Origin of the sequence: Candidatus Poriferisodalis sp., from assembly GCF_965204195.1 — a bacterium.
Taxonomy (GTDB): domain Bacteria; phylum Actinomycetota; class Acidimicrobiia; order Acidimicrobiales; family Poriferisodalaceae; genus Poriferisodalis.
In genome coordinates, this window is the sequence record NZ_OZ241975.1 from 723,050 (window position 1) to 744,156 (window position 21,107).

The following is a 21,107-nucleotide window of genomic DNA, read 5'->3' on the forward strand; positions in this document are numbered from 1 at the left end:
AGCGAGTGGGAGATCAACGAGTACCTCCCCTACCACTGAATGTCCCTGCCCACGATCTGCCGCTTGTAATCTCGCCCGTATCCATGAACGACAAGAGGCCGAATAATGGGTGATTCAGCACGTACTCCGACCCCACCAGCACCCATGTTCGGGGGGGGGTCCCGCCCCTGCATCGCCGTCGGCGCTCTCGCCGTCCTGATCATCACGCTCTCGCTGTTCGCGCTCTCGCCCCCGCCCGCCCAGGCGCAGGATGCGTCGTCTGACGCCAGCCTGCGCGACCTGTACATCTCTGGATCTCCCTTCACCGAGCCCTTCGACCCGGCACGCACCGAGTACGCCGCCACCGTGGGGCAGAACCAGTCCACAGCCTACGTGCGGGCACGGGTGAATCATTCGGAGGCCACTGCGGCGGTCCCCGGCACGCGGTCGATCCCCGGCGGCTGGTTCATCGTGTCGCTGGACCCCCGGCCCGCGAACATCACGGTGCTGGTTACGGCGGCGGACGGCTCGACGACGCGCACCTACACCATTGGCATCGACGGCCAGCTGCCGGCGTCGGCGTCCGCGCCTGAGGAGCCCGCGCCCGAGGAGCCCACGCCGACTCCGGAGCCGGTGAAGCGGACACCGGAGCCGGACACCCAGCCCGAACAGCAGCAGCGGCAGGACGCGCCGCGCTCCAGCGACGCGACCCTGAGCCGGCTTCAGATATTCATGACGGACAACAGCGGCCCGGACGCCGGCTGGATCGTTACCCCCAAGGGTTCGGCCCACGCGTTGACGCCGGCCTTCGATCCGCAGATCACCCAGTATGAGGTGCGGATACCGGAGTCGGCCTACTCATCCGCGGAAGACTTTTTTGGCCACGGCCCGCGGATCACGGCGGTGGTGGCGTCGGACGCGCCGGCGCCGGTGACGTTCCTGGTGACGGGCCGGCGGCTGGGCGGTGAGACGCGGGACCCGAAGCGGGCGCCGGTCCGGCCCGATACCCACCCGGCCACTGCCGAAGGGGAGGGCGAGGGCAACGGGCCGTGGGCCAGCGGGCCGTGGGCGACGCCGGCGGGGTACACCTGGGTCGACGTGAAGGTGACCGCGGCCGACGGCACGACGGCGAAGACCTACAGCGTGAGGGTGGAGTACGGGCCGACCGGCGACCCGCGGAACGTGAAGCTGACGCCGGGGGACAGGCAGCTGACGCTGACCTGGGAGCATCCGGCGTCGGGAGAGGCGCAGAACTACTTTGCCCGCTGGCGGAAGGCGGGCACGACGACCTGGCTGAACTCCGGTCAGCTGCGGCACACGGCACTGAAGAGCGCCATCACCGGCGCGAAAGGCGGCACGTGGGTCTGGAGCCAGGGATCCAGCCCGCTGACCTACACCATCACCGGGCTGGAGAACGGCGCGGAGTACGTGGTGGAGCTGGAGGCCCTGGTGGGCGGCGGGCGCAGCTACTACGGCCACAATGTGCCTGACGAGCGCAAGGACGACTGGCTGGCCAGCGGCTGGGTGGCGGCGCGGGCGACGCCGGCCGAGCCCAAGACTGAGCTGACCATCACGCCTGCCAGCCCCACGCGGGAGTACGGGGGCACGGACGACCTGAGCTACACGGTGGGCGGGCTGGCGCCGGGCGACGCGGCGGCCGGCGTGGTCACGGGAGCGCTGGCTCGGGCGACCGGCGACGACACGGGCAGCTACGCCATCAACATGGGGACGCTGGCGATAGCCGGCGCCTACGCGGACAAGTACACGCTGCCGTCCAGTCCGTCCGTCGCGACCTACGCCATCACTGCCAAGGAGATAACGGCAGTCAGCGGCGTGACCGTGAACAGCCGGACGGCGGACGGAACCACGGACGCGACCTTCGACACCGGCAATGCCCGGGGAACGGGCGTCCTGTCATCGGAGCTTGCCGACTTTCGAGCGGGCGGCCTGCAAGTGAGCGGGACGTTCAATGCCGCGACTGCGGGAACGCACGACGTGAGCGTGACCTACTCGCTGCAGGACCACGGCTCGTTCAAGGCAAGCAACTACACCCTGGCCTCCACGACCGACACGCTGAGGGGAGAGATCACGGCGGGGGGCATCTACCTTTCCCCCAACGAGGATGACGGCGTGCTGCGGTTCTCCGAAGGTCGAATGATCGGGGATTCCAGCATCGTCGGCTTTACCAAACTGATACGTCCCGTAACCGTAGCGCAAGGTATGACCGCCGTTCACTACATCGCGCTGAAGCATCCTCCCACGGCAGACGTAACAATCTATCTGAAATCCGATCCACCATCATTCTTTGAGAAGGCCTCTCACGTCCAACGTACTGCCCATTTCAGCGCCGGCAGCTACCAGCCGGGGGCAGTTGGAGAAGCTTTGGGATACATCGTGACTCGCGACGCGATCGGCACCTTCACCATTACGCACGTGGGGGTCAGCGACGACCCGCGGTACAACGGCGATCTGGACACGCTGACGGTTCAGGTAATCCGCGCCAAACCGGGCGAGTGTCGCACGCTCGCCGCTCCGTCCGTAATCATGGACGAAAGCGGTGAGGTTTGGGCCACTTCCGGACCGGCCGCTTGCGCCGGGCGCATCGTGGATGGCTATCAGCTTGAGGTCAGCGAGAACGGTGGCCCGTGGAAGCAGTTGGACGCTTACCTTACGCCGCATACGCCCGGACGCTCGAAGAAACCAACTTCGAAGGCATTCAGGGAGGCCGGTACGCTCCCTGATTCAGCAGTCAACGGTTCCGAGTACCGGGTCAGGGGTCGCGGCTATATCGTTGGGAAGTATCCTAGGGACACAACCGACTGGCTGACAACCAGTTTTGCCTTCACCGGCAAAGCGGCCGTGATCATCGGCGCGCCGGTGCGGCAGCCCGGAGTTCAGTTGCCCAATGGCAGCACCGACTACGACGTGGACAACGACGGACTGATTGAAGTGTCCACGCTGGCGCAGTTGAACGCCATGCGCTGGGATCCGGACGGCAACGGCTATGCGTATTTGTTGGAGCCATACGCGGCCGCCTTCCCTGACGCCATGAACGGCATGGGCTGTCCGTCGTCATGGTGCTCCGGCTATGAGCTGGCCAACGACCTGGACTTTGACACCAACGGGAACGGCGAGGCCGACGCCGGCGACGCCTATTGGAACGGCGGCGCGGGCTGGCATCCGGTGGGCGTTGCCTGCTGGACGTGGGGCTCGGTCTGCCTCGGTTCCGGCCCGTTTTCCGGCGTGTTCGAAGGCAACGGCAACGTGATTCGCAATCTCTACCTCAACCGGACGTCCTCGGAAAGGACCTGGTGGCGCAACCGCTCGTATGAAAATCAGGGTTTGTTCGGCGCGTCCCGGGGAATTATCCGCAACGTTGGACTGGAATCAGTGAACGTCGCTGGTATGGAGAACGTTGGTGGATTGGTCGGATTGAATAAGGGGAGAATCATCCGCAGCTACGTGACCGGGTCCGTAACCGGACTGCACGCTGTGGGTGGATTGGTTGGACTGTCGTACGTGTCCGGCACGATTGTCGAAAGCTACTCCACGGCCAGCGTGGTTGGCCGCATGCCGCAGAGCTTGATGGGGAGATATATCGGCGGTCTCGTCGGGTTCAACGATGACGGCGCCGTCATCGCCAGTTACGCCGCGGGCCGTGTGTCCGGTCAGGCCTTGGCCACGGGCGGCCTCATCGGATACGGCAGCGTGAAGAGCTCCGTGACTGCCAGCTACTCCACCAGCGTCGTGTCCAGCTGGGGCTCACTCACCACCGGGCTGGGTCGGGGCGGCGACGCCGTCAGCAGCTATTGGGATACCCAGACCTCCGGTCAGAGCGGCAGCTCCCTGGGCGTGGGCAAGACCACCGCCGAGTTGCAGGCGCCAACCGGCTACACCGGCATCTACGCCAACTGGAACCGGGACCTCGACGGCGACGGCAACGCAGATGATCCCTGGGACTTCGGCACGGGCAGCCAGTACCCGGTATTGAAGAACGCCGGCCCCAGCGTGGCCGGCCAGCGTCCGGGGTCGTCGGATGATCCCGCTGCGGGGCAGCCGGCCGACTCGCCGTCGGCATTCGGCGACAAGGACTACGACGCGGACGACGACGGGCTGATCGACGTTTCCGGCCTGGGGCAGCTGAACGCCATCCGCTGGGACCTCGACGGCGACGGCTCCCCCGGCAACAACGAGTACTACGCCTATTTCCCCGATGCCATGGCCGACATGGGCTGTCCGTCCTCGGGCTGCGTCGGTTACGAGCTGACCGCCAGCCTGGACTTTGACACCGACGCCAGCGGCGGCGCCAACTCCGCTGATGCCTATTGGAACGGCGGCGCGGGCTGGACCCCCATCGGCTACGGGCCCGATGACGGCCCGATCGACCACGGGGTCGGCGACTTCTCGGCCGTCTTCGAGGGCAACGACTTTGCCATCCGCAGCCTGTTCGTCTCGTCGACCGGCGACGGCGCGGGGCTGTTCAGCGGCATCGCCAGCGGCGGAACCGTCCGCAGCCTGACGCTGGAATCGGTCGGCGTCACCGCCGTCGGACAGGTCGGCGGTCTCGTCGGGCGGAACGCCGGGTCAATCAGCGGCGTCAGCGTGAGCGGCGAGGTGACGGGCCGGAACTCCGTGGGCGGCGTGGCGGGCGCGTCCGTCGCGTCCGGCGTCATCACCGCCGGCCGCTCGACGGCGAGCGTCACCGGAACCAAGCCGCGCAGCGAGGGCGGCCGGGACGTGGGCGGCCTGGTGGGCTACAACGAGGGCGCCGTCCGGGCCAGCTACGCCGCAGGCGCCGTGTCCGGCAGGGCCAACAACACCGGCGGCCTGGTGGGGTTCAACAGCGGCGCCGTCATTGCCAGCTACGCCCGCCTGGACGTGACCGGCAGCGGCCGGTACATCGGCGGGCTGGCGGGCAGCCACTACGCGGGAGCAATCACCGCCAGCTACGCGGCCGGCGCGACGGCGGGCGGCACGGACGCGGGCGGACTGGTGGGCCACCGCGGCGGCTCAATCACCGCCAGCTACTGGGATTCGGACGAGTCCCAGGCCGCCGGACCCGGCGGCGAGGGCAAGACCACCTCCGAGCTGCAGACTCCCACGGGCTACACCGGCATCTACGCCAACTGGAACGCGGACCTCGACGGCGACGGCAGCGCCGACGACCCCTGGGACTTCGGAACGTCGTGCCAGTACCCGGTCCTCAAGCATGGCGGCCTCAGCCCCGACGACCAGAGCTCGCCGTGCGGGCCCGCCACGGTGAAGGTGGAGGCTGCGCCGGTGGAGGATGCCCCGGTGGAGGATGCCCCGGTGGAGGATGCCCCGGTGGAGGAGGAGACCGTCCCGGAGGCCCCGCCGACGCCGGGACAGACCGAGCCGTACAACGTGCGGGTCACGCCCGGCGACGGGACGCTCACCGTCACCTGGACGGTCGCGCCCCGCGAGGGGCTCGAGGACGATGCGATACGCCACGCCCTGCGCTGGAGCCAGCAGTCCGGCGTCTGGGCCAACCCGCCCGGGCCGTCGGGCGCTCATGAAGACGGCATCGTGGTCGAAGGCGGAGTCGCGTCCTACACCATCACCGGCCTGCAGAACGGCGTGGCGACGGGGGTCTTCGTCCGCTCATTCACCGACAGCAGCTACTCCGAACGCAGCGAGCACTCCAGCCAGTGGATACGGGTCAAAGGCGAGCACACCACCCCCAAGGCCGCCGGGTAACAGCCCGAACCCGAACCGCAGCACCCGGCGGTTCACCGGTGAAACTGGGCACCCGCGCCGCCGTCGATCACGCTGCCGCGGCGCTGCTCAAGCTCCGCGACCGCGTCGACACCTCGGTGATCGGCCCGCCCTCGGACCTCATCGTCACCTGGACGCACCGATCGTGCGCCCGGCGCCGCCCCGCCAGCCGCCGTCGACGTATTTGGACTCGATGGCGATGTCCCCGAGATCGCGGCCGACGAAATCGATCTCGCGATTCGTCTTGCTCCTGCAGTAGAGCAGCCGGCCGAAGTCGACGTAGCTGCTGGGATGCCGACGCGCAGATCGGCTTCGTCGAAGTGCTGCGCTCCAACGGGGCGGCGTGGGTCAGAGTCCGATCAGGTCGGCGATGAGTTCGCGGATCTGCCGCAACGCGACAGGGCCGATGTTGGTGTCGGTCACCGCGACGACGCGGTCGACGCTCAGCGTCGTGGGCAGATGCGCCTGGGCGACACCGAAGCCGGCGACGTCGACTTCGCTCAGCCACCCTCGCCGCGTGGCCGTGCAGGGAACGACCACGATCGCATGCTGGCGGAACTCGAGCACGTCATCGGACGTGACGACAACAGCCGGCCGCACGAACCCCGGCTCGCCCCTTGCCGGCGCACCGAAGTCGCAGTGGACGACGTCACCCGCTTGCATCGGCGACATCGCTCGCTGACGCATCGAGCACAGCCTGTTCGTCGCCATCCAGCGGGGCGCTCGCGAGCTGCGCCCCCAAGATGCGGCGGCGCTCCCGCCGGATCAGCATCTCGATCTGCGCGTCAAACGTCAGCCCCTCACGATCGGCAAGCTGACGCAACGCATCCCGGGTCCGCACCGACACCTTGATGGTAGTCGACTCAGGCATACCACTAAGTATACCCATCACCCTGCTGCCGACCTCTAGGTCCAGAACATCTAGCGCTGCTGCGAGCCAGCGAGACGTCGAGGCTCTAGCCAAGATCACGGGCCCAATCGCATCGGGTCTTCAACGACCCAGCCAATCTTGGCGTGTGTAGCCGGCCTGCTTCAGAAGGCGCTGCAGAAACGGTGCGGGGATCTCGCGGTCGCTCGGTATGACTTGCCGGTGGCTTCCCTTGATCATGAAGTCGTGATTACGGCCGGGCCGGGGACCGTCCCAGCCTCGCTCGCTGAGGAAGCGGATGAAGTCTCGACGTGTGGCTGGAGGGAGCCGACTTGTCATGCAGGTGCGGCGATTTCGCCCTCACGGATCGAAGGAATCGGATGGTCGAGCTCTTGACCGAGTTGGACCCATCCTCTGAGCACTTCGCGGAGCTTCGTGCGAGCTTCCTCGTGGGTGGCACCGTATGCGGCTGCACCGAGGCAGTCAGGGTTCTCGGCCCACCATCCGGTCAGCGATCCGTCGTCATCGAATACCTCTTCGACGGTTGCACCGGCAAGCGCAGCGTCGAGCCATTCCTCTGACGGGAGCTGCGACGGGGCCTGCGCCATGGCCTCAGTGTAGTTCTGGCTCTCGGAGCGACTACGGCGGCAGGCCCAATCCGCCAGCGTGGGCGCCATGGCGCAGCCCGATGCTGTGCTCACCCGCTTGGAGGAGCGGTTTGAGAAGCTTCGATCGATGCTTGTCGCTGACGATCCCGGTCAGTGGGCGCTGCTCATCGACCGCAGTTCAAGACTGGTGCCGCTGCTCCAAGTGTTGGACGACGAATGGGACGCGATTCGCGCTGGCTATGCCGACCCCGCTGCCAGTCCGCGGCAGGGCACTGGTGGAATGGAACGGCCCCACCGCCACTGTTCGCATATTCCGGCACGGCTAGGCCGTCGGCCCGTCTCCGACGGCCTTGGCCGCTGCCGTCAGGGCCTCGACTATTCGCTTGCCGAGTCGCTTGAAACCCAGCTCGGCGGCAAGTTCCGAGATCAGGTCGGCTTGGGTACGAAGCAGCGTGTCCCGCTTGATCCAGCGGGCGAGGGCCACCAGTTCGGCGTGCGTGTAGTCGCCGATGTTCCGCCTCCCCGGTGAGCCGACACGGGGAACGTTTGGCCTGGCACCGCGAGATGCGGGCGAGGTGACAGGCCGTATTGCCGACGAACTCGCCGATCGTTGTGGCTTTCACGGAGCGTCCGCAGCAGAAACCGCCTCGCGCCAAGCTTCTTCTGCCTTGTCGAGTTCGGCTTCGGAGTCGGTGAACCATGAGGTCGACCAGATGCGGTGAACGCTCCAGCCCTTGTCTTCAAGCACTTGCTGGCGGATGCGGTCTCGATCTCTGGCGGTCGCGCCGGAGTGGTAGCTGGCACCGTCGGCCTCAAGAAGGAGCACCATCAGCCCTGGCTTGTCGGGATGGGCGCACGCGAAATCGACCCGGTAGCCGGCGACGGCGAATTGCGGCGTGGCGGGAATGCCGCGACGTTGCAGGCCGCGCTGTACCGAGAGTTCGAAAGGGTTGAGCGGTACATCATGTGCGGCCGATCCGAGCACCTCGCATCGGGAATGGGCGTACTCCAGATACTGACGCAAGAGCTCTACACCCCGCGCCGACGAACGATCAGGCGCCATGTCGCGATGACTGAACGAGGAGACGAGTGCTAAACGTGAGCGGGCCCTGGTCACTGCAACGTTGAGACGCCGCTCGCCGCCTTCCTGATTCAACGGACCGAACCGGTACGGCAGCCGCCCGTTGGCGTCCTTGTGGTAGCCGACGCTCAGCACGATGGCGTCCCGTTCATCGCCCTGAACCCGCTCGATGTTCTTCACGAAGAAGCGCTCCTCATTGGCTTCGGAGAAGAAGGCATCCAAGGACTGATCTTCGAGGTCTCGCATGAGCCGGCTGAGTTCACCTTCTATGGCGTCGGCGTGGGCTTGGCCGAACGCGATCACGCCGAGCGTCTCGTGCGGCGAGGTGCGTGCGTGTTCCAGCACCCGCTCGGCCACATAGCGGGCTTCGTCGGGATTGGAACGCGTGCCGTTCGCAGCGGCGAGCGCGCGGAACTCGACCTCATGGTGCGTCACTGGCGGCGCTGCGTCTGTGCCGGGGAACGTGGTCAGCGAACCGCTGTAGACGTGCTTGTTCGAGAAGGCGATGAGGCGGTCGTCGCGGCTGCGGTAGTGCCACGTCAGCATGGCGTCGCGAAGGAAAACGTCCGCGAGATCAAGCAGAGACTCCACGTCCCCCGTCGAGAAATCGGTGTCGTCTTCGACGCCTTCATGTTCGTAGGACTCTCGTCCGAAGAACGTCGTGGGCGGCAGCTGACGGCTGTCGCCGGCGATGACAGCTTGACGGGCACGCGCAAGGCTGCTGATGGCCTCAGCCGGCGGGATCTGCGACGCCTCGTCGAAGATGACCACGTCGAAGAGACTCGACTGCATTGGGATCATCTCGGCGACGAGCACCGGTGACATCGTCCAGCAGGGGCGCAGCGCGGTCAGCACATGCGGCGCGTCAGCAAGCAGACGGCGGATGCTGCGATGACGGCGCCGCTTCGCAGCTTCCTTGCGAAGGATGTCAGCCTCGCCCGGGTGTGCGTCCATTGCAGCGACGACGCTCTCCGCGACCTCGCGCCGGAGGCGCATCGGATTGGCAGCGAGATGATCCCGATCGAACTCGGCGAATTCGCTCAGCAAGCGGGTTGCGCGTTTGCTGTCAAAGTTCGAGATTCGAGGATCGGCGAACTGGATCTCCTCGAGGACTTGGCTCAGCCAAGCGCGCTCGACCGCCTCCGCGGCCTTGCTCGGGGAACACTCATCGTCAAGCGAGGCGAGAACGTCTGTGACGCCGAATGCGTGCAGGTCTGATTCCAGTTCGCGCAGCCGAGGCAGACGCTGGGCAGCATGCGCGTCTGCGGCGAGCGCGCCGATGTCGGCCGACAGCTCTGCCCACGACCGAGCTTCGGCAGCGGCCCGGTCGATCAACCCGGTCTCGGCGAGCTGGACCAGCGCCGACAGCGCTTCGGCTGCTGCTGTGAGCGCGGCATCGAGGTCAACGGGCGGTCGGGGCAGGCCGTCGGCGCCGAGCTCGGACCACGTCGACTGATGACGCAGTGCCTGTTCCACAATCTCGGCTGCCTCGTCTGCTCCCAGCCGCTTGCTGCCGCCGTCGAGCAACGTGTCCTCGACAGTCCTGCGGCACTGCCGCAGCTTGCGCGAGAACGCCTGGGTGAGCTTCCACGAGTCGCGGGCTCGTGCGAATTCGGCGTTCAGCGCAGTCAGATCAAGGAGATACACGTTGGGGCTGCAGCGTTCGAGCAGCGACCGAATCTCGCCGAAGAGGCTCAGGACGCCGGCTCGATCGGAGGCTTCGCCCGAGATGGGTATGCCGACGCTCTCGAGACAGGAGCGGATTTCGCGGTCGGCCGTGGGGAGCGCAGTGTGTGCGGCATGTCGCAGCGTCTCGACCGCTGCCCGGGCTTCGGACGGCGATGTGACTGTGCTGTTGTGCCAGCGCGGGTGCTGTTTCGGAAACAGGGGGCCGCCGAGTTCGACCCACTCGATGATTCGGCTCTCCAGCGTGCGCCAGTCGTCGCGATCGATTCGCCGAGCGGCGTCGCCCCTCAGGCGCTGGTCTGAGCGGGCCGGTGGATCATGCGCCAGCAGCCGTTCATAGATCTCCCGCACGCTGAGGTCCCACGGCTCGCGGGCTTCGTGAAGCGCCGCCGACATCGCGAGCAACTCACCCCTTCGGGCCGCCAACTGGCCATGCAAGTCGGCATAGTCCTGAGCAGGGATCTTGCTGACATTGTCGAGCGACGCAGCCAGGTTGGATGCGAAGTCCCGGCGAGACGTGACACCGCCGTGCAAGTCCATGACCAAGTCGCCCAGTGCGGCCTGATTCAGTCGCTTGGTGACCGCCTCGATGGCGGCCCGCTTCTCGGCGACGAAGAGCACTCGCTTGCTGCGGGCAGCGAGTGCTGCGATGAGGTTGGAGATGGTCTGCGACTTGCCCGTCCCGGGCGGTCCTTGGATCACCAGCGACTCGCCGCCGAGCACTTGATTGATGGCTCGATGCTGGCTGGAGTCGGCGTCGAGGATCAGGAACTCCGATTCGAGAGGATCGGCATCAGGCTGGCTGGGACTCGGGTCGCACACCTGAGCGCTGAGCGCATCACGGGCGTGTGCGACCCCTGCGATTGCCGCCACGAGATCGTTCTGTGCGAGCGCCTCGGTGTTCTGTTCGAGGTCGTGAACCAGCGGCATCGTCGAATACGAGAAATTGCCGCACACGGCCCGTGGCGTGATGGCGAATCCCGGGAGCTCGCTCCATGCGCCGGCCAGCTGGTCGAACAGCTCATCGAAGGCTTCGAGCGAAGCGGGAGGATCCTCGGCGAGGTCGGCTTCAGTGTCGTCGGTGTCGATGCTGTGCTCGCTTCGCAAGATGTGTGCAAGAACCGGGTTCAGGTGCGCGTCGCCGGCCACCGAGACCTCGTAGTCGCGTGTAGCGGCTCCCGTCGGTGCCGTGTGCAGCGGCACGAGGATCACCGGTGTATTCGGTTCCGTGCACTGATCGACATTCCACGTAGCGAGGCCGATTCCCGCGAAGCAGGTGTCGATGCCCTTCTCTTCCAGATTGGTCAGCGCTGTCTTGTGGATGTTGGTCATGCGCCGTCGAGCATCATCCAACGGCGTCGCAGCGTCCGGCGCCGCGGCCGCTGCGAAGAGCTCGCTGAGGCGCACCGTGCGACCGGCCAGCAGACGGTCCAATGCAGGCGCGCTCAGCCCTATTTGCCCGCCTGGGGTGAGATCGAGCGTGCCCGTCCTCAGGTCTCGATAGTTGCGCAGTCGATTGCGCCCGCTCGTGTCCAAGAGCTCGCGCTGCCACCGCTCTGCCGCTGAGCGCACGGCATCAAGACGCTGGTCGTCGAGCGACATAGTCGCGGCATCGTAGCCAAGCCCTGCGAGACCGCTCTCTGGACCGGTTGTGCTGTCCGTCGAGTGCCGACCAACTTGGCCTCGAATGAGCGGGGGCGACCCCGCACACCACTACCTGAGACTCAACCTCGGCTCTTCAGCGGCTGATTGCCAATCGCGGCGTCGGCGAGGCGAAAGTTTGTTGACGAGGGTTTGTGCAGGTTGTTGATTAGTGACCCGACAGATTGTCGATGACAACGGTGGCGAAATCCTCGGTGCCCGCAGTGCCGCCTTGGTCGGGGGTCAGGTGCTCGCCTGCTTCGTACACGGCGGCCAGCGACCGGTCCAACCGATCTGCCGGTGCGTCGAGGCCCAGGTGGCGCAGCATCATCTCGGCCGATTCGAGCGTGGCTGTCGGGTTGATGATGCCCTGCCCGGCGATGTCGGGTGCCGTGCCGTGGGCCGATTCGAAGTACGCCCAGTCGTCGCCGTAACAGCCCGACGGCGCCAGGCCCATGCCGCCGATCGTGCCGGCGCCCTGGTCGGACAGGATGTCGCCATACAGGTTCGGCAGCAGCAGCACGTCGAGCTCGTGCGGTCGCACCACCAAACGGTGCGCCATGTCGTCGATGATGAACTGCTCGTATTCCAGGCCGGGGTACTCCTGTGCCACTTCCCGAGCGATGTCGCAGAACCACCTGTCGGTCGCAGGCAGCATGTTCGTCTTGGCCGAGACGGTCAGCTTGCCGCCGCGGCTCAGCGCCAGCTCGGCGGCGAAGCGGGTGACCTGTTCGGTGCCGGGACGGGTGATGATCTTCGCCGCGAAGCGCCCGTTGGCGGCATCGGGCGGGACGCGAGATCGGCCCTCGGTCAGTCCCGCATCGAGCAGCCGCTGCGCTGGGCCCATGACGCCGACGTACATGTCCTCGAGGTTCTCCCTGACGATCACGTAGTCGATCCCCTCAGGCCGGGCCAGCGGCGAGGCATAGCCGGGACGCCAGCGCACCGGTCGCACGTTGGCGTAGGTGCGCTTGCCCCAACGCATGAAGCCCGCGCCCGGCGTCGTGCCGTTCGACGATCCAAACAGCACGGTGTCGGCAGCGTCGATGTGCTCACCGACCAGCGCTTCCCGTTCGTCGGGAGTCAGCGCTGCTAGCTCGTCGCCCACCGGCACGTGGTCCCAGTCGATGGGCAGGTCCAACGCATCGAGCACGCGCAACGACGCTGCCATTGCTTCGGGTGCGGCATCGTCGCCGGGGATCACGCACACCCGGTGCCGCCGCTGTTCGGTCATGCCCGCCGACGCTACGCGTCAGGGCCGAGACCCGCGTGGGCGCCGGGGTTCACAAGCCTGGCTTGGTCACCATCACGGCGATGGCTGCCACGATCACCAGGTTGTTCGCCATCGACCACAGTTCGGCTCGCTTGCGCAGTCGCTTCGCGTCGTTGGACCGTTCGGGGCCCGCGTCCATGGCCTCGGCAAGCTTGGCGCTGGTCGGACGTAGCGCGCCGTGGGCAATGCCCAACCAGACGAAGTACAAAATGAGCGCCGTCGTCACCCAGCCTTGCCGGAACGTCCAGCGGTCATCGATGAGCACCGCGACCAGGCCGGCAACACCGGCGAGATATGCCGCTATGTCCGTCAAGCGGTTCGACGCGAATTCGAACGCCCGCCGTACGGCTCCTGCTGCGTCGGGACCATCAGCCCATGCCCGCCTCAGCATGACGGTGCCCAGGGCGCTGCCGCCGAACCCCACCACGGCACTCACCAAGTGGACAACCAGTACTGCCTGATACCAGCCGGAATTGAAGCTGGCCGCCACCAAGGAATCGCCGAAGCCAAGCGCCATGCCGCGAGTATCGCTGCCAGACGCACAGATGCCGCAGCGGGAGCAGGTACCGGCGTGGCTCGTGAGTTCGTTCGGACCGCCGGGACGGGCAGTGGTAAGTTCGCTGTGCCGCAGAGACACGGCCGGATCTCCGGGGGAAGGGGTATCCATGCCGATCGAGTCATCAGGCCATAGCGCAGGCAACCCGAGGCTGTACGAGGTCATTGAGGGTGCGCCCAAGGAAGGCGCCAGCCCGACGATCTGGGCCTGGCCGCAGATCATCGACTATCTCAAAGTCGCTGGTCAGCCAGTTCAGGGGCCATGGCCGCCACACCAGGAGCGACGGCCTGATCCCGACGCCGAGTCGTTGCCGCGAGCTGTGCCGGATCCGCAAGGTCCCGGCGGGCCGTCGACAGGGGGCTGACGCATGTATCCATCTCGCTTCCGCTACGAAGCGCCCTCGACCGTCGCCGAGGCAGTCGCGATGCTCGCCGCCGCAGACGGCGAGGCCAAGATCCTGGCGGGCGGCCAGAGCCTCATTCCGATGATGAAGCTGCGATTCGCGGCGCCCGCGATGATCGTGGACATCAACGGCATCGGCGGCCTCGACTACCACCGGTCCGATCCCGACGGCACCTATCGCATCGGGGCGCTGTGCCGGCACGCTGATCTCGAGAAATCCGCTGCGCTCGCCGATGCCCAACCGACCATCGCTGCGGCGGCCCCCGTCGTGGCCGACCCGTTGGTGCGTACACGGGGGACGCTCGTGGGCTCGGTGTGTCACGCCGACCCGCAAGGCGACTGGGCCTCGGTCATGGTGTCGCTGGAAGGCGCCATCGTGGCTCAAGGCCCGAATGGGCGCCGGAGCATTCAGGTGGCCGATCTCATCGACGGCCCGTTCCAGACGGTGCTCGCTCCCGACGAGATCGCCGTCGAGGCAGTGATTCCCGCAGCACGCGGCGCCCGGGCGGGTGGCTATCTCAAGCTCGAACGTCGGGTCGGTGACTTCGCCACCGTCGGCGTGGCGGTCTCGGTCGAGATGTCGGGCGGCAGCGTTGCTCGGGCGGGCATCGGGCTGACCGGAGTCGGGCCAGCCACCATCAACGCTTCGGACGCCGCGGCGGCGCTGGTCGGCACGGCACTCGATGCAAACGCCGTCGCTGCGGCGGCCCAGCTCGCCGCCGAGGCAGCGCAGCCACGCTCTGACCACCGGGGCAGCGCCGATTACAAGCGCCATGTCGTCGCCACCTTTGTGCGGCGCATCGGGGCTCAGATCCAGCGATCAGAACAAGAGGCGGCCTGACATGAGCACGTTGTACGAAGAGGTACCGCCGAGCTTCGCTGAAGATGTGCCCGTTCGCCGGGTGGAGCTGACCGTGAACGGCGAGCGGCGTGCGGCCGACGTCGAACCGCGACTGCTGCTGGCGCACCTGCTGCGCAACGGCTTCCGGCTGACGGGAACTCACACCGGTTGCGACACCACCAACTGCGGTGCCTGCACGGTGCTGTACGACGGCGTGCCCGTCAAGAGCTGCACGATGTTCGCCGTCCAAGCCGACGGCCACGAGGTGCTCACCGTCGAAGGCCTGGCGACCGCGAGCGAGCTGCATCCGATCCAGGAGGGCTTCAAGGACGAGCACGGCCTGCAGTGCGGCTTCTGCACCCCGGGCATGATGCTCGCCGCGAAGGCGTTGCTGGAAGAGAATCCGAATCCCAGCGAGGACGAGATCCGCTGGGCGCTGTCGGGCAATCTCTGCCGCTGCACCGGTTACCAGAACATCGTCAAGGCAGTGATGTGGGCCGCCGACAAGCTAGGCGCCAACGCTGAGAGCGACGGCGCGGACGATGCCGGCGACGCCAGCAGCGCCGAAGGCGCTGCTTCCAACGCAGGCGGGGAGGGCTGAGATGGCGCTCGACGAGATCAAGATCGGCGGCCTCGGAGCCAGCCGGCGGCGGGTGGAGGACAATCGCTTCATTCGCGGCAAGGGCAATTACATCGACGACATCGCCCTGCCCGGGATGCTGCACATGGAGATCCTGCGCAGCCCGCTCGCTCACGCCCGCATCCGTTCCATTGACGTCAGCGCTGCCTGGGCCATCCCCGGCGTTCGCATGGTGCTCACCGGCGACATGCTGGCCGCCCGGAATCTGGCGTGGATGCCGACGCTGTCGTACGACACCCAGGCTGTCCTCGCCACCGACAAGGTCCGGTTCCAGGGCCAGGAAGTGGCCTGCGTCGTCGCCGACGACCCCTACATCGCCAAGGACGGCTGCGAGGCCATCGTGGTCGACTACGAACCGCTGCCGCCCATCGTCAACCCGACCCAGGCAACGGCCCCCGGCGCCCCGCTGATCCGCGACGACAAGACCGGCCAAGACTCCAACGTCGTCTTCGACTGGGAGGTCGGCGACCGCGATGGCACCGATCGAGCCTTCGCGCAGGCCGATGTGGTCTCGACCATCGACATGCACTACCCGCGCTCGCACCCGTCGCCCATCGAGGCGTGCGGCTCGATCGCCGATTTCAACCGGGCGACCTCGAAGCTCACCGTGTACATGACCACCCAGGCGCCGCACATCATCCGCGCCGCGGTGGCCTTGGTAGCCGAGCTGCCCGAGCACATGATCCGCATCGTGTCCCCCGACCTCGGCGGCGGATTCGGGAACAAGGTGCCGGTGTACCCGGGCTATGTCGTGTCGATCCTGGCGTCGATCCTGCTCGAGTGCCCCGTCAAGTGGATCGAGGACAAGAGCGGCAACCTCATCTCGACGGGGTTCGGCCGCGACATCTACCTCAAGGGCGAGATGGCGCTGCGCAACGACGGCCGCATTCTCGGCGTGCGGATGCACACCGACTCCGACCACGGCGCCTTCTTCTCCGATGCCCAGCCGAGCAAGTTCAAGATCGGCCTGATGCACTCGGCCTTCAGCTGTTACGACATTCCCGCCGCGCATCTCACAGCCCAAGGCGTCTACACCAACAAGGCACCCGGCGGCGTCGCGTATCGCTGCTCATTCCGGGTCACCGAGGCCATGTACTTCCAGGAGCGCATGGTGCAGGCGGCCGCCGCCGACCTGGGCATGGACCAGGCCGAGTTCCGCCGCATCAACCTGGTGCGCGACGACGACTTCCCCCATCGCACGCCCTGGGGGTTCCTCACCGATTCCGGCCAGTACGGCAAATGCCTCGACCTCGGCCTCGAAGCGATCGGCTACGAGGACTTCCTGCGCCAGAAGGAGGAGGCGCGCCAGCGGGGCCGGCTGCTGGGCATCGGCATCTCGACCATGACCGAGCCCCTCGGGGCGGGCAACAGCCGGGAGTACGACATCTTGGGCATCAAGATGTTCGACTCGGCAGAGCTGAAGGTCCACATGACCGGCAAGGCGCTGCTGCGCACCGGCGCCAAGACCCAGGGCCAGGGCCACGAAACCACCTGGGCGCAGATCGTGGCCCACGAACTCGGCATTCCCGCCGAGGATGTCCTGGTCGAAGAGGGCGACACCGACACGGCCCCATTCGGTATGGGTACGTACGCGTCACGCAGCACCCCCGTGGCCGGGGCGGCGGTGGCCATGGTGTCGCGCAAGATCCGGGCCAAGGCCCGCCAGATCGCCGCGCACCTGCTTGAGGTGTCCGAAGAGGACGTCGAATGGGAGCTGGGCCGGTTCTCGGTGCGTGGTGCACCTGACCGGGGAGTGACCATCCAGGAATGCGCGATTGCCGCCTACAGCAACATGCCCGACGGCATGGAGCCGGGCCTGGAGAACAACGCCTACTACGACCCGCCGAATCTGACGTGGCCGTTCGCTTGCTACATCGCGACCGTCGAGGTCGATCCCGAGACCGGCGTGTGGGACGTGCTGCGGGTGGTGGCGGTGGACGACTGCGGCGTGCGCATCAACCCCATGATCGTCGAGGGCCAGATCATGGGCGGGCTCACCGAGGCCTACGCCATGGCCAACATGCAGTTCATCACCTTCGACGAGGACGGCAACTGCATCGGCTCCAACTACATGGACTACCTGCTGCCGACGGCATGGGAGACACCGGGCTTCGAGCTCCACGAGGTGGTGACCCCCTGCCCCCACCATCCCATCGGTGCGAAGGGCATCGGGGAGTGCGCCACCGTGGGCGGCCCAGCGGCATTCGTCAACGCGGTGATCGACGCCATCGGCGACAGCGGTGTGCGCAATATCGACATGCCGCTGCTGCCCGATCGGGTGCATGAGGCCATCACGCAGGGCCACGATGTCTCCGGCGCTCCGCCGGTGAAGACCGAGCCATGAGCAGCTCCGGACTCGTCGGGCCCGAACCCGTCGGAGAAGGGGCCGTCGAGGGCTGGGGCGTGATCGAGCGCGCCACCGAGCTCGCTCGCAGCGGCGAGGCGTTCGTGCTGGCCACGGTTGTCTGGCGCGAGGGTCCGACATCGGGGCAGCGCGGTTCTCGCGCCATCTACACGGCGGCGGGCGAGATGTACGGGTGGATCGGCGGCGCCTGCGCCGAGCCGGTGTTCATCCGCGAGGCCATCGCCACGCTCGAAGCGGGCACGCCGCGCCTATTGGCGCTCGGTGCGAGCGACCGATTCGGCGACCTGCCCCAGGGCACCACTGCGGTGCCGATGTCGTGTCAGAGCGAAGGCGCCCTGCAGATCTACCTGGAGCCCGTCGTGGCCGCACCGCACCTCGTGATCGTCGGAGGCTCGCCCATGGCGACCACCCTGTCGGTGCTGGCCGCCCAGCTCGACTGGCGTGTCGAGCTGGTCGACCGCGCCGAATTCAGCGAGGGGCTGCTCACGCCGCAGTCGATGGTGGTAGTTGCCACCCAAGGACACGGCGATGAGGACGTGCTGGTCGCTGCGTTCAAGGCCGATCCGGCCTACGTGGGCCTGGTCTCGTCGGCTCGACGAGGCCGCAGCGTCCGGACCCTGCTCGCAGATCAAGGCGTGGGAGAAACCCAGCTCGGCGCACTGAGAGCTCCCGCCGGCCTGGATCTCGGCAGCACCTCGCACAAGGAAGTCGCAGTGTCGATCCTGGCCGAGCTGGTGCAGCTCCGTGCCCAGGGTGCGTTCGCAGCGACAGCCAGCGCCCAAGCGTCAGCGACGCCGGCGGCTGTCGACCCTGTTTGCGGCATGACCGTCCAGGTCGATCCGGCGACGCCGTCGCTGCAGATCGGCGACGAGGTCTTCTACTTCTGCTGTGCGGGGTGCCGCACAACCTTCGCACGCGAGCGGGGAGTCGCCTGATGCAGATCACCAACCAGTTCCAGGTCGCGCAGCCGCTGGAGGCTGTGTGGAACTTCTTCGGCGACGTGCCGCAGGTCGCCGCATGCCTGCCCGGCACGGAGCTGACCACCGAGCTGGGCGACGACCGCTACGGCGGCACCGTGTCCATCGGCCTCGGCCCCATCAAGCTCGACTTCGACGGCGGTGCCGAGATCACGCAGCGGGACGAGGAGAACCGGACGATCTCCGTCGCTGCCAGCGGCGCCGATCGCAAGGGCCGGGGCCAAGCCACGCTCGAGCTCAATGCCAGCCTCGCTGCGGCCGCAGGCGGCACGAGCGTGGAGGTGGCCATGGACCTGCAGCTGTCCGGGCCCGCAGCTCAGTATGGGCGTGGCCTGGTGGGTGACATCACCGCGGTGCTGCTGAACGACTTTGCCGCCAACGTCCAGAACCGGCTCGCTGCCATCGCGGAGGGGCGCGATCCAGACCAAGTCGAACAGGTTCAAGCCGCCGGTGGCGTCGCCATCGGTCTGCGTGCCGCGGGAATGGGTCTCGCCCGCGTCGTGCGCCGGCTTGCCCTTCCGTACCGACCCGAGGCCGTGTGAGGAGGCGCTCGTGCTCTGGTGGATAGGAAACCTGATACTGCTCCTGGTGGTCGTGCCGGTTGCGCTCGCGCTGCTGAACCGGGTGCTCGCCGCGATCGAGCGTATTCGCAAGGCCAGCGACGACATCCTGGCCGGCGGCGTGGGGATCATCGGCGAGCTCGACACCACGCAGGACTTGCTCGCAACCACTGACGAAACGATCGAAGAAGTGGCGGACGGTGCGGTCCGCTACGCCGGCTCGGTCGGGAAGCTCCTGGGCTGAAAGGGGACGTGATGCCTGTTGTTGCCTGGGTCACCGTCATTATCGGCGGCTTGATCATCCTGGCGGCCGCGGTGGGCCTGCTGCGGGTGGTACTGCATTTGGTGGCGGTGCACCGCACGCTCACCCAAGTGGCCGGCGGCGTTCGTGTCATCGCCGAACAGACCTCGACGGTGCCCACTGTGCTGCCGTCGGTCAACTCGACGCTGATGCCCGTCCACGACTTCTGCGAATCGATCTGAGGGAGGCGCCGCCATGCTGCAGTTGCTCGCCCAGAGTTCGGACGCCGGATCCACTACGGGATGGGTCATCGGCATCGTCATCGGCATCGTCGTCGTGATCGCAGTGGTCGCCCTCGTCGTGCCGATCCTCGTGCTGGCCCGTTCGATCGGCAATCGGGCCACCGAGATCAACGACGGACTGGAAGACGCCGTCACAAATACGGCGGCGCTCGGGGAACTGAACACGACGATCGCAGCTGCAACGGTGATCGTCGACGGCCTCAAACGCGGCCGCAACCGGTTAGGAGGCTGACATGAACCTGCTGGCTCTCACTGACACCCAGGAGAACCTGTGGTGGGGTGTCATCATCGGCGGATTCGTGGTGATCGTGGCCGTGGTGGTGCTGCTCACCATGCTGGTGCTGCTGGTGCGCACGATCGAGCGCCGGGTGGAGACCATCAAAGGCACGCTCGAGCGAGCCGCCGCCAACACGTCTGACACCGCCCTGATCGCCGAGACCGCCGACGGGGTCGACGCGGTGCTGACCGAAGGCCTCGAACACCACCTGTTCCTGGGCCGAGTACTCGACAAGGTGCGCTCATGACGACACTCGTAGTTCTCTCGGTCATCCTGATCGGCCTGTTCATAGCCGGGCTCGCGTTCTACCTGTTCGTGGTGGGCAGCCAGCTCACCCGGATCGCCGGCCTGCTCGAGGAGTGCTCGCAGATCGTGTGGAAGATCAAATCCGACGCCGAGGCTGTCGAGCCGGGCGTCGAGCGCATCAACAACACGGCCGGCGTCATCGCGGGCGCATTGCCGTTGCTGTACGGCATGGCCGAAGGCATCGTGACCGGCGCCACGTACGAGCCTGAACCCGAGCCTCGCGAGCCGTCCTCGGCCCGGCCTGCGATGGGTACGCGCCGCAGCCGGCTTCACGAAGCAGTCGGCTATCACCCCGAATAGCCGCCAGCAATCAGCTTGAGTCTGGCCCAGTCGAACCGCTGGGGTCTCGCGTCGTGGTGAGCGGGCCTGCGGTGGGGGCCCGGTAGCTGCCGATCCACTCGTCCTCCCACACTTGGTCGAACTGGTCGGGCGCGCAGCCGGGCCGGTAAATGGCAACCAGCTCCTGGACGATCTGCTCGCGATGTGAGCGCAGCCCGCCCGGCACCTCATAGGTGCAGATGTGGAGGTTCCACTTGTTTCCGGCGCGCCGCTCCCAGCACTTGGCGCGGGGATGGCCGAACGGCAGCCCCGCTGCAGCCAGGTTGTCCGCGTGATCGACATCGAGCACGGCGTAGTCGTACGGCTTGCCGTCGGGGTCGGCCCGGTACAGGATCGCGAACACGGCTGCACTTGCCGGCGGCGTCCAGCCGCCGAGCACCCGTGGTCCCTCGAAGGGGTAACCGGCAAGCGAGCCGAGCCGAATCATTG

At 67.0% G+C, this 21,107-nt stretch carries 21 protein-coding genes; 13 read left to right on the top strand and 8 right to left on the bottom strand.

The annotated features are described in order from the left end of the window. Positions 1–144 precede the first annotated feature (144 nt). Complete coding sequence (locus ACOGI8_RS03215) at positions 145–5,697, top strand: cadherin-like beta sandwich domain-containing protein (RefSeq protein WP_419855452.1); 5,553 nt, start codon at positions 145–147, stop codon at positions 5,695–5,697. A gap of 366 nt (positions 5,698–6,063) precedes the next feature. Here ACOGI8_RS03215 and ACOGI8_RS03220 read toward each other — a convergent pair whose 3' ends face one another. The 4 genes from ACOGI8_RS03220 to ACOGI8_RS03235 form a co-directional block, all read right to left on the bottom strand. After that, a complete protein-coding gene (locus ACOGI8_RS03220) occupies positions 6,064–6,402 on the bottom strand; it encodes a type II toxin-antitoxin system PemK/MazF family toxin (RefSeq protein ID WP_419855453.1) in 339 nt (112 codons plus the stop codon). Further along, positions 6,365–6,586, bottom strand: coding sequence for a hypothetical protein (locus tag ACOGI8_RS03225; RefSeq protein ID WP_419855454.1), 222 nt, complete (start codon positions 6,584–6,586; stop codon positions 6,365–6,367). Before ACOGI8_RS03225 ends, ACOGI8_RS03220 begins: the two co-directional genes overlap by 38 nt. A 120-nt stretch (positions 6,587–6,706) precedes the next feature. Further along, positions 6,707–6,922 (bottom strand): type II toxin-antitoxin system HicA family toxin, encoded by a 216-nt coding sequence (locus ACOGI8_RS03230; protein WP_419855455.1) that lies wholly within the window; start codon positions 6,920–6,922, stop codon positions 6,707–6,709. Beyond that, the gene (locus ACOGI8_RS03235; protein ID WP_419855456.1) at positions 6,919–7,191 is read right to left on the bottom strand and encodes a type II toxin-antitoxin system HicB family antitoxin; all 273 of its coding nucleotides are present in this window, start codon (positions 7,189–7,191) and stop codon (positions 6,919–6,921) included. The genes ACOGI8_RS03230 and ACOGI8_RS03235 overlap by 4 nt, the downstream gene beginning before the upstream one ends. A 67-nt stretch (positions 7,192–7,258) precedes the next feature. Between ACOGI8_RS03235 and ACOGI8_RS03240 the strand changes: the two genes are divergently transcribed. Further along, positions 7,259–7,720, top strand: a complete 462-nt coding sequence (locus ACOGI8_RS03240) for a hypothetical protein (RefSeq protein WP_419855457.1) — start codon at positions 7,259–7,261, stop codon at positions 7,718–7,720. A 90-nt stretch (positions 7,721–7,810) separates the two neighbouring features. Here the strand turns inward: ACOGI8_RS03240 and ACOGI8_RS03245 are convergent, their stop codons facing one another. The 3 genes from ACOGI8_RS03245 to ACOGI8_RS03255 form a co-directional block, all read right to left on the bottom strand. Then, positions 7,811–11,560 carry an AAA domain-containing protein gene (locus tag ACOGI8_RS03245; protein WP_419855458.1) on the bottom strand — a complete coding sequence of 1,250 codons (3,750 nt, stop codon included), beginning with the start codon at positions 11,558–11,560 and terminating at the stop codon, positions 7,811–7,813. Positions 11,561–11,768: 208 nt separating this feature from the next. Further along, the gene (locus ACOGI8_RS03250; RefSeq protein WP_419855459.1) at positions 11,769–12,833 is read right to left on the bottom strand and encodes an isocitrate/isopropylmalate dehydrogenase family protein; all 1,065 of its coding nucleotides are present in this window, start codon (positions 12,831–12,833) and stop codon (positions 11,769–11,771) included. Between the two features lie 49 nt (positions 12,834–12,882). Further along, a complete protein-coding gene (locus ACOGI8_RS03255; protein ID WP_419855460.1) occupies positions 12,883–13,389 on the bottom strand; it encodes a DUF2269 family protein in 507 nt (168 codons plus the stop codon). A gap of 148 nt (positions 13,390–13,537) precedes the next feature. Between ACOGI8_RS03255 and ACOGI8_RS03260 the strand changes: the two genes are divergently transcribed. The 11 genes from ACOGI8_RS03260 to ACOGI8_RS03310 are packed head-to-tail and all read left to right on the top strand — an operon-like array spanning position 13,538 to position 20,639. Beyond that, positions 13,538–13,792 carry a hypothetical protein gene (locus ACOGI8_RS03260; RefSeq protein WP_419855461.1) on the top strand — a complete coding sequence of 85 codons (255 nt, stop codon included), beginning with the start codon at positions 13,538–13,540 and terminating at the stop codon, positions 13,790–13,792. Between the two features lie 3 nt (positions 13,793–13,795). Further along, entirely contained in the window at positions 13,796–14,671 is an 876-nt protein-coding gene (locus tag ACOGI8_RS03265; protein ID WP_419855462.1) for an FAD binding domain-containing protein, read from the top strand. A 1-nt stretch (position 14,672) separates the two neighbouring features. Then, positions 14,673–15,272: a (2Fe-2S)-binding protein gene (locus ACOGI8_RS03270; protein WP_419855463.1), complete on the top strand. Its 600-nt coding sequence runs from the start codon at positions 14,673–14,675 to the stop codon at positions 15,270–15,272. Between the two features lies 1 nt (position 15,273). Continuing rightward, positions 15,274–17,655 (top strand): aerobic carbon-monoxide dehydrogenase large subunit, encoded by a 2,382-nt coding sequence (locus ACOGI8_RS03275; protein WP_419855464.1) that lies wholly within the window; start codon positions 15,274–15,276, stop codon positions 17,653–17,655. Next, the gene (locus ACOGI8_RS03280) at positions 17,652–18,611 is read left to right on the top strand and encodes an XdhC family protein (protein WP_419855465.1); all 960 of its coding nucleotides are present in this window, start codon (positions 17,652–17,654) and stop codon (positions 18,609–18,611) included. Before ACOGI8_RS03275 ends, ACOGI8_RS03280 begins: the two co-directional genes overlap by 4 nt. Then, positions 18,611–19,195, top strand: a complete 585-nt coding sequence (locus ACOGI8_RS03285) for an SRPBCC family protein (protein WP_419855466.1) — start codon at positions 18,611–18,613, stop codon at positions 19,193–19,195. The genes ACOGI8_RS03280 and ACOGI8_RS03285 overlap by 1 nt, the downstream gene beginning before the upstream one ends. 46 nt (positions 19,196–19,241) lie before the next feature. Beyond that, a complete protein-coding gene (locus ACOGI8_RS03290; protein ID WP_419855467.1) occupies positions 19,242–19,457 on the top strand; it encodes a hypothetical protein in 216 nt (71 codons plus the stop codon). 11 nt (positions 19,458–19,468) lie between these two features. After that, positions 19,469–19,696, top strand: coding sequence for a hypothetical protein (locus tag ACOGI8_RS03295; RefSeq protein WP_419855468.1), 228 nt, complete (start codon positions 19,469–19,471; stop codon positions 19,694–19,696). Positions 19,697–19,709: 13 nt separating this feature from the next. Then, positions 19,710–19,988, top strand: coding sequence for a hypothetical protein (locus ACOGI8_RS03300; RefSeq protein ID WP_419855469.1), 279 nt, complete (start codon positions 19,710–19,712; stop codon positions 19,986–19,988). A 1-nt stretch (position 19,989) separates the two neighbouring features. Continuing rightward, a complete protein-coding gene (locus ACOGI8_RS03305) occupies positions 19,990–20,280 on the top strand; it encodes a hypothetical protein (RefSeq protein ID WP_323672530.1) in 291 nt (96 codons plus the stop codon). Next, a complete protein-coding gene (locus ACOGI8_RS03310) occupies positions 20,277–20,639 on the top strand; it encodes a hypothetical protein (protein ID WP_419855470.1) in 363 nt (120 codons plus the stop codon). The genes ACOGI8_RS03305 and ACOGI8_RS03310 overlap by 4 nt, the downstream gene beginning before the upstream one ends. A 10-nt stretch (positions 20,640–20,649) precedes the next feature. On the opposite strand, the gene ACOGI8_RS03315 is transcribed toward ACOGI8_RS03310, so the two are convergent. Further along, positions 20,650–21,105 (bottom strand): hypothetical protein, encoded by a 456-nt coding sequence (locus ACOGI8_RS03315; protein ID WP_419855471.1) that lies wholly within the window; start codon positions 21,103–21,105, stop codon positions 20,650–20,652. Positions 21,106–21,107: the final 2 nt, after the last annotated feature.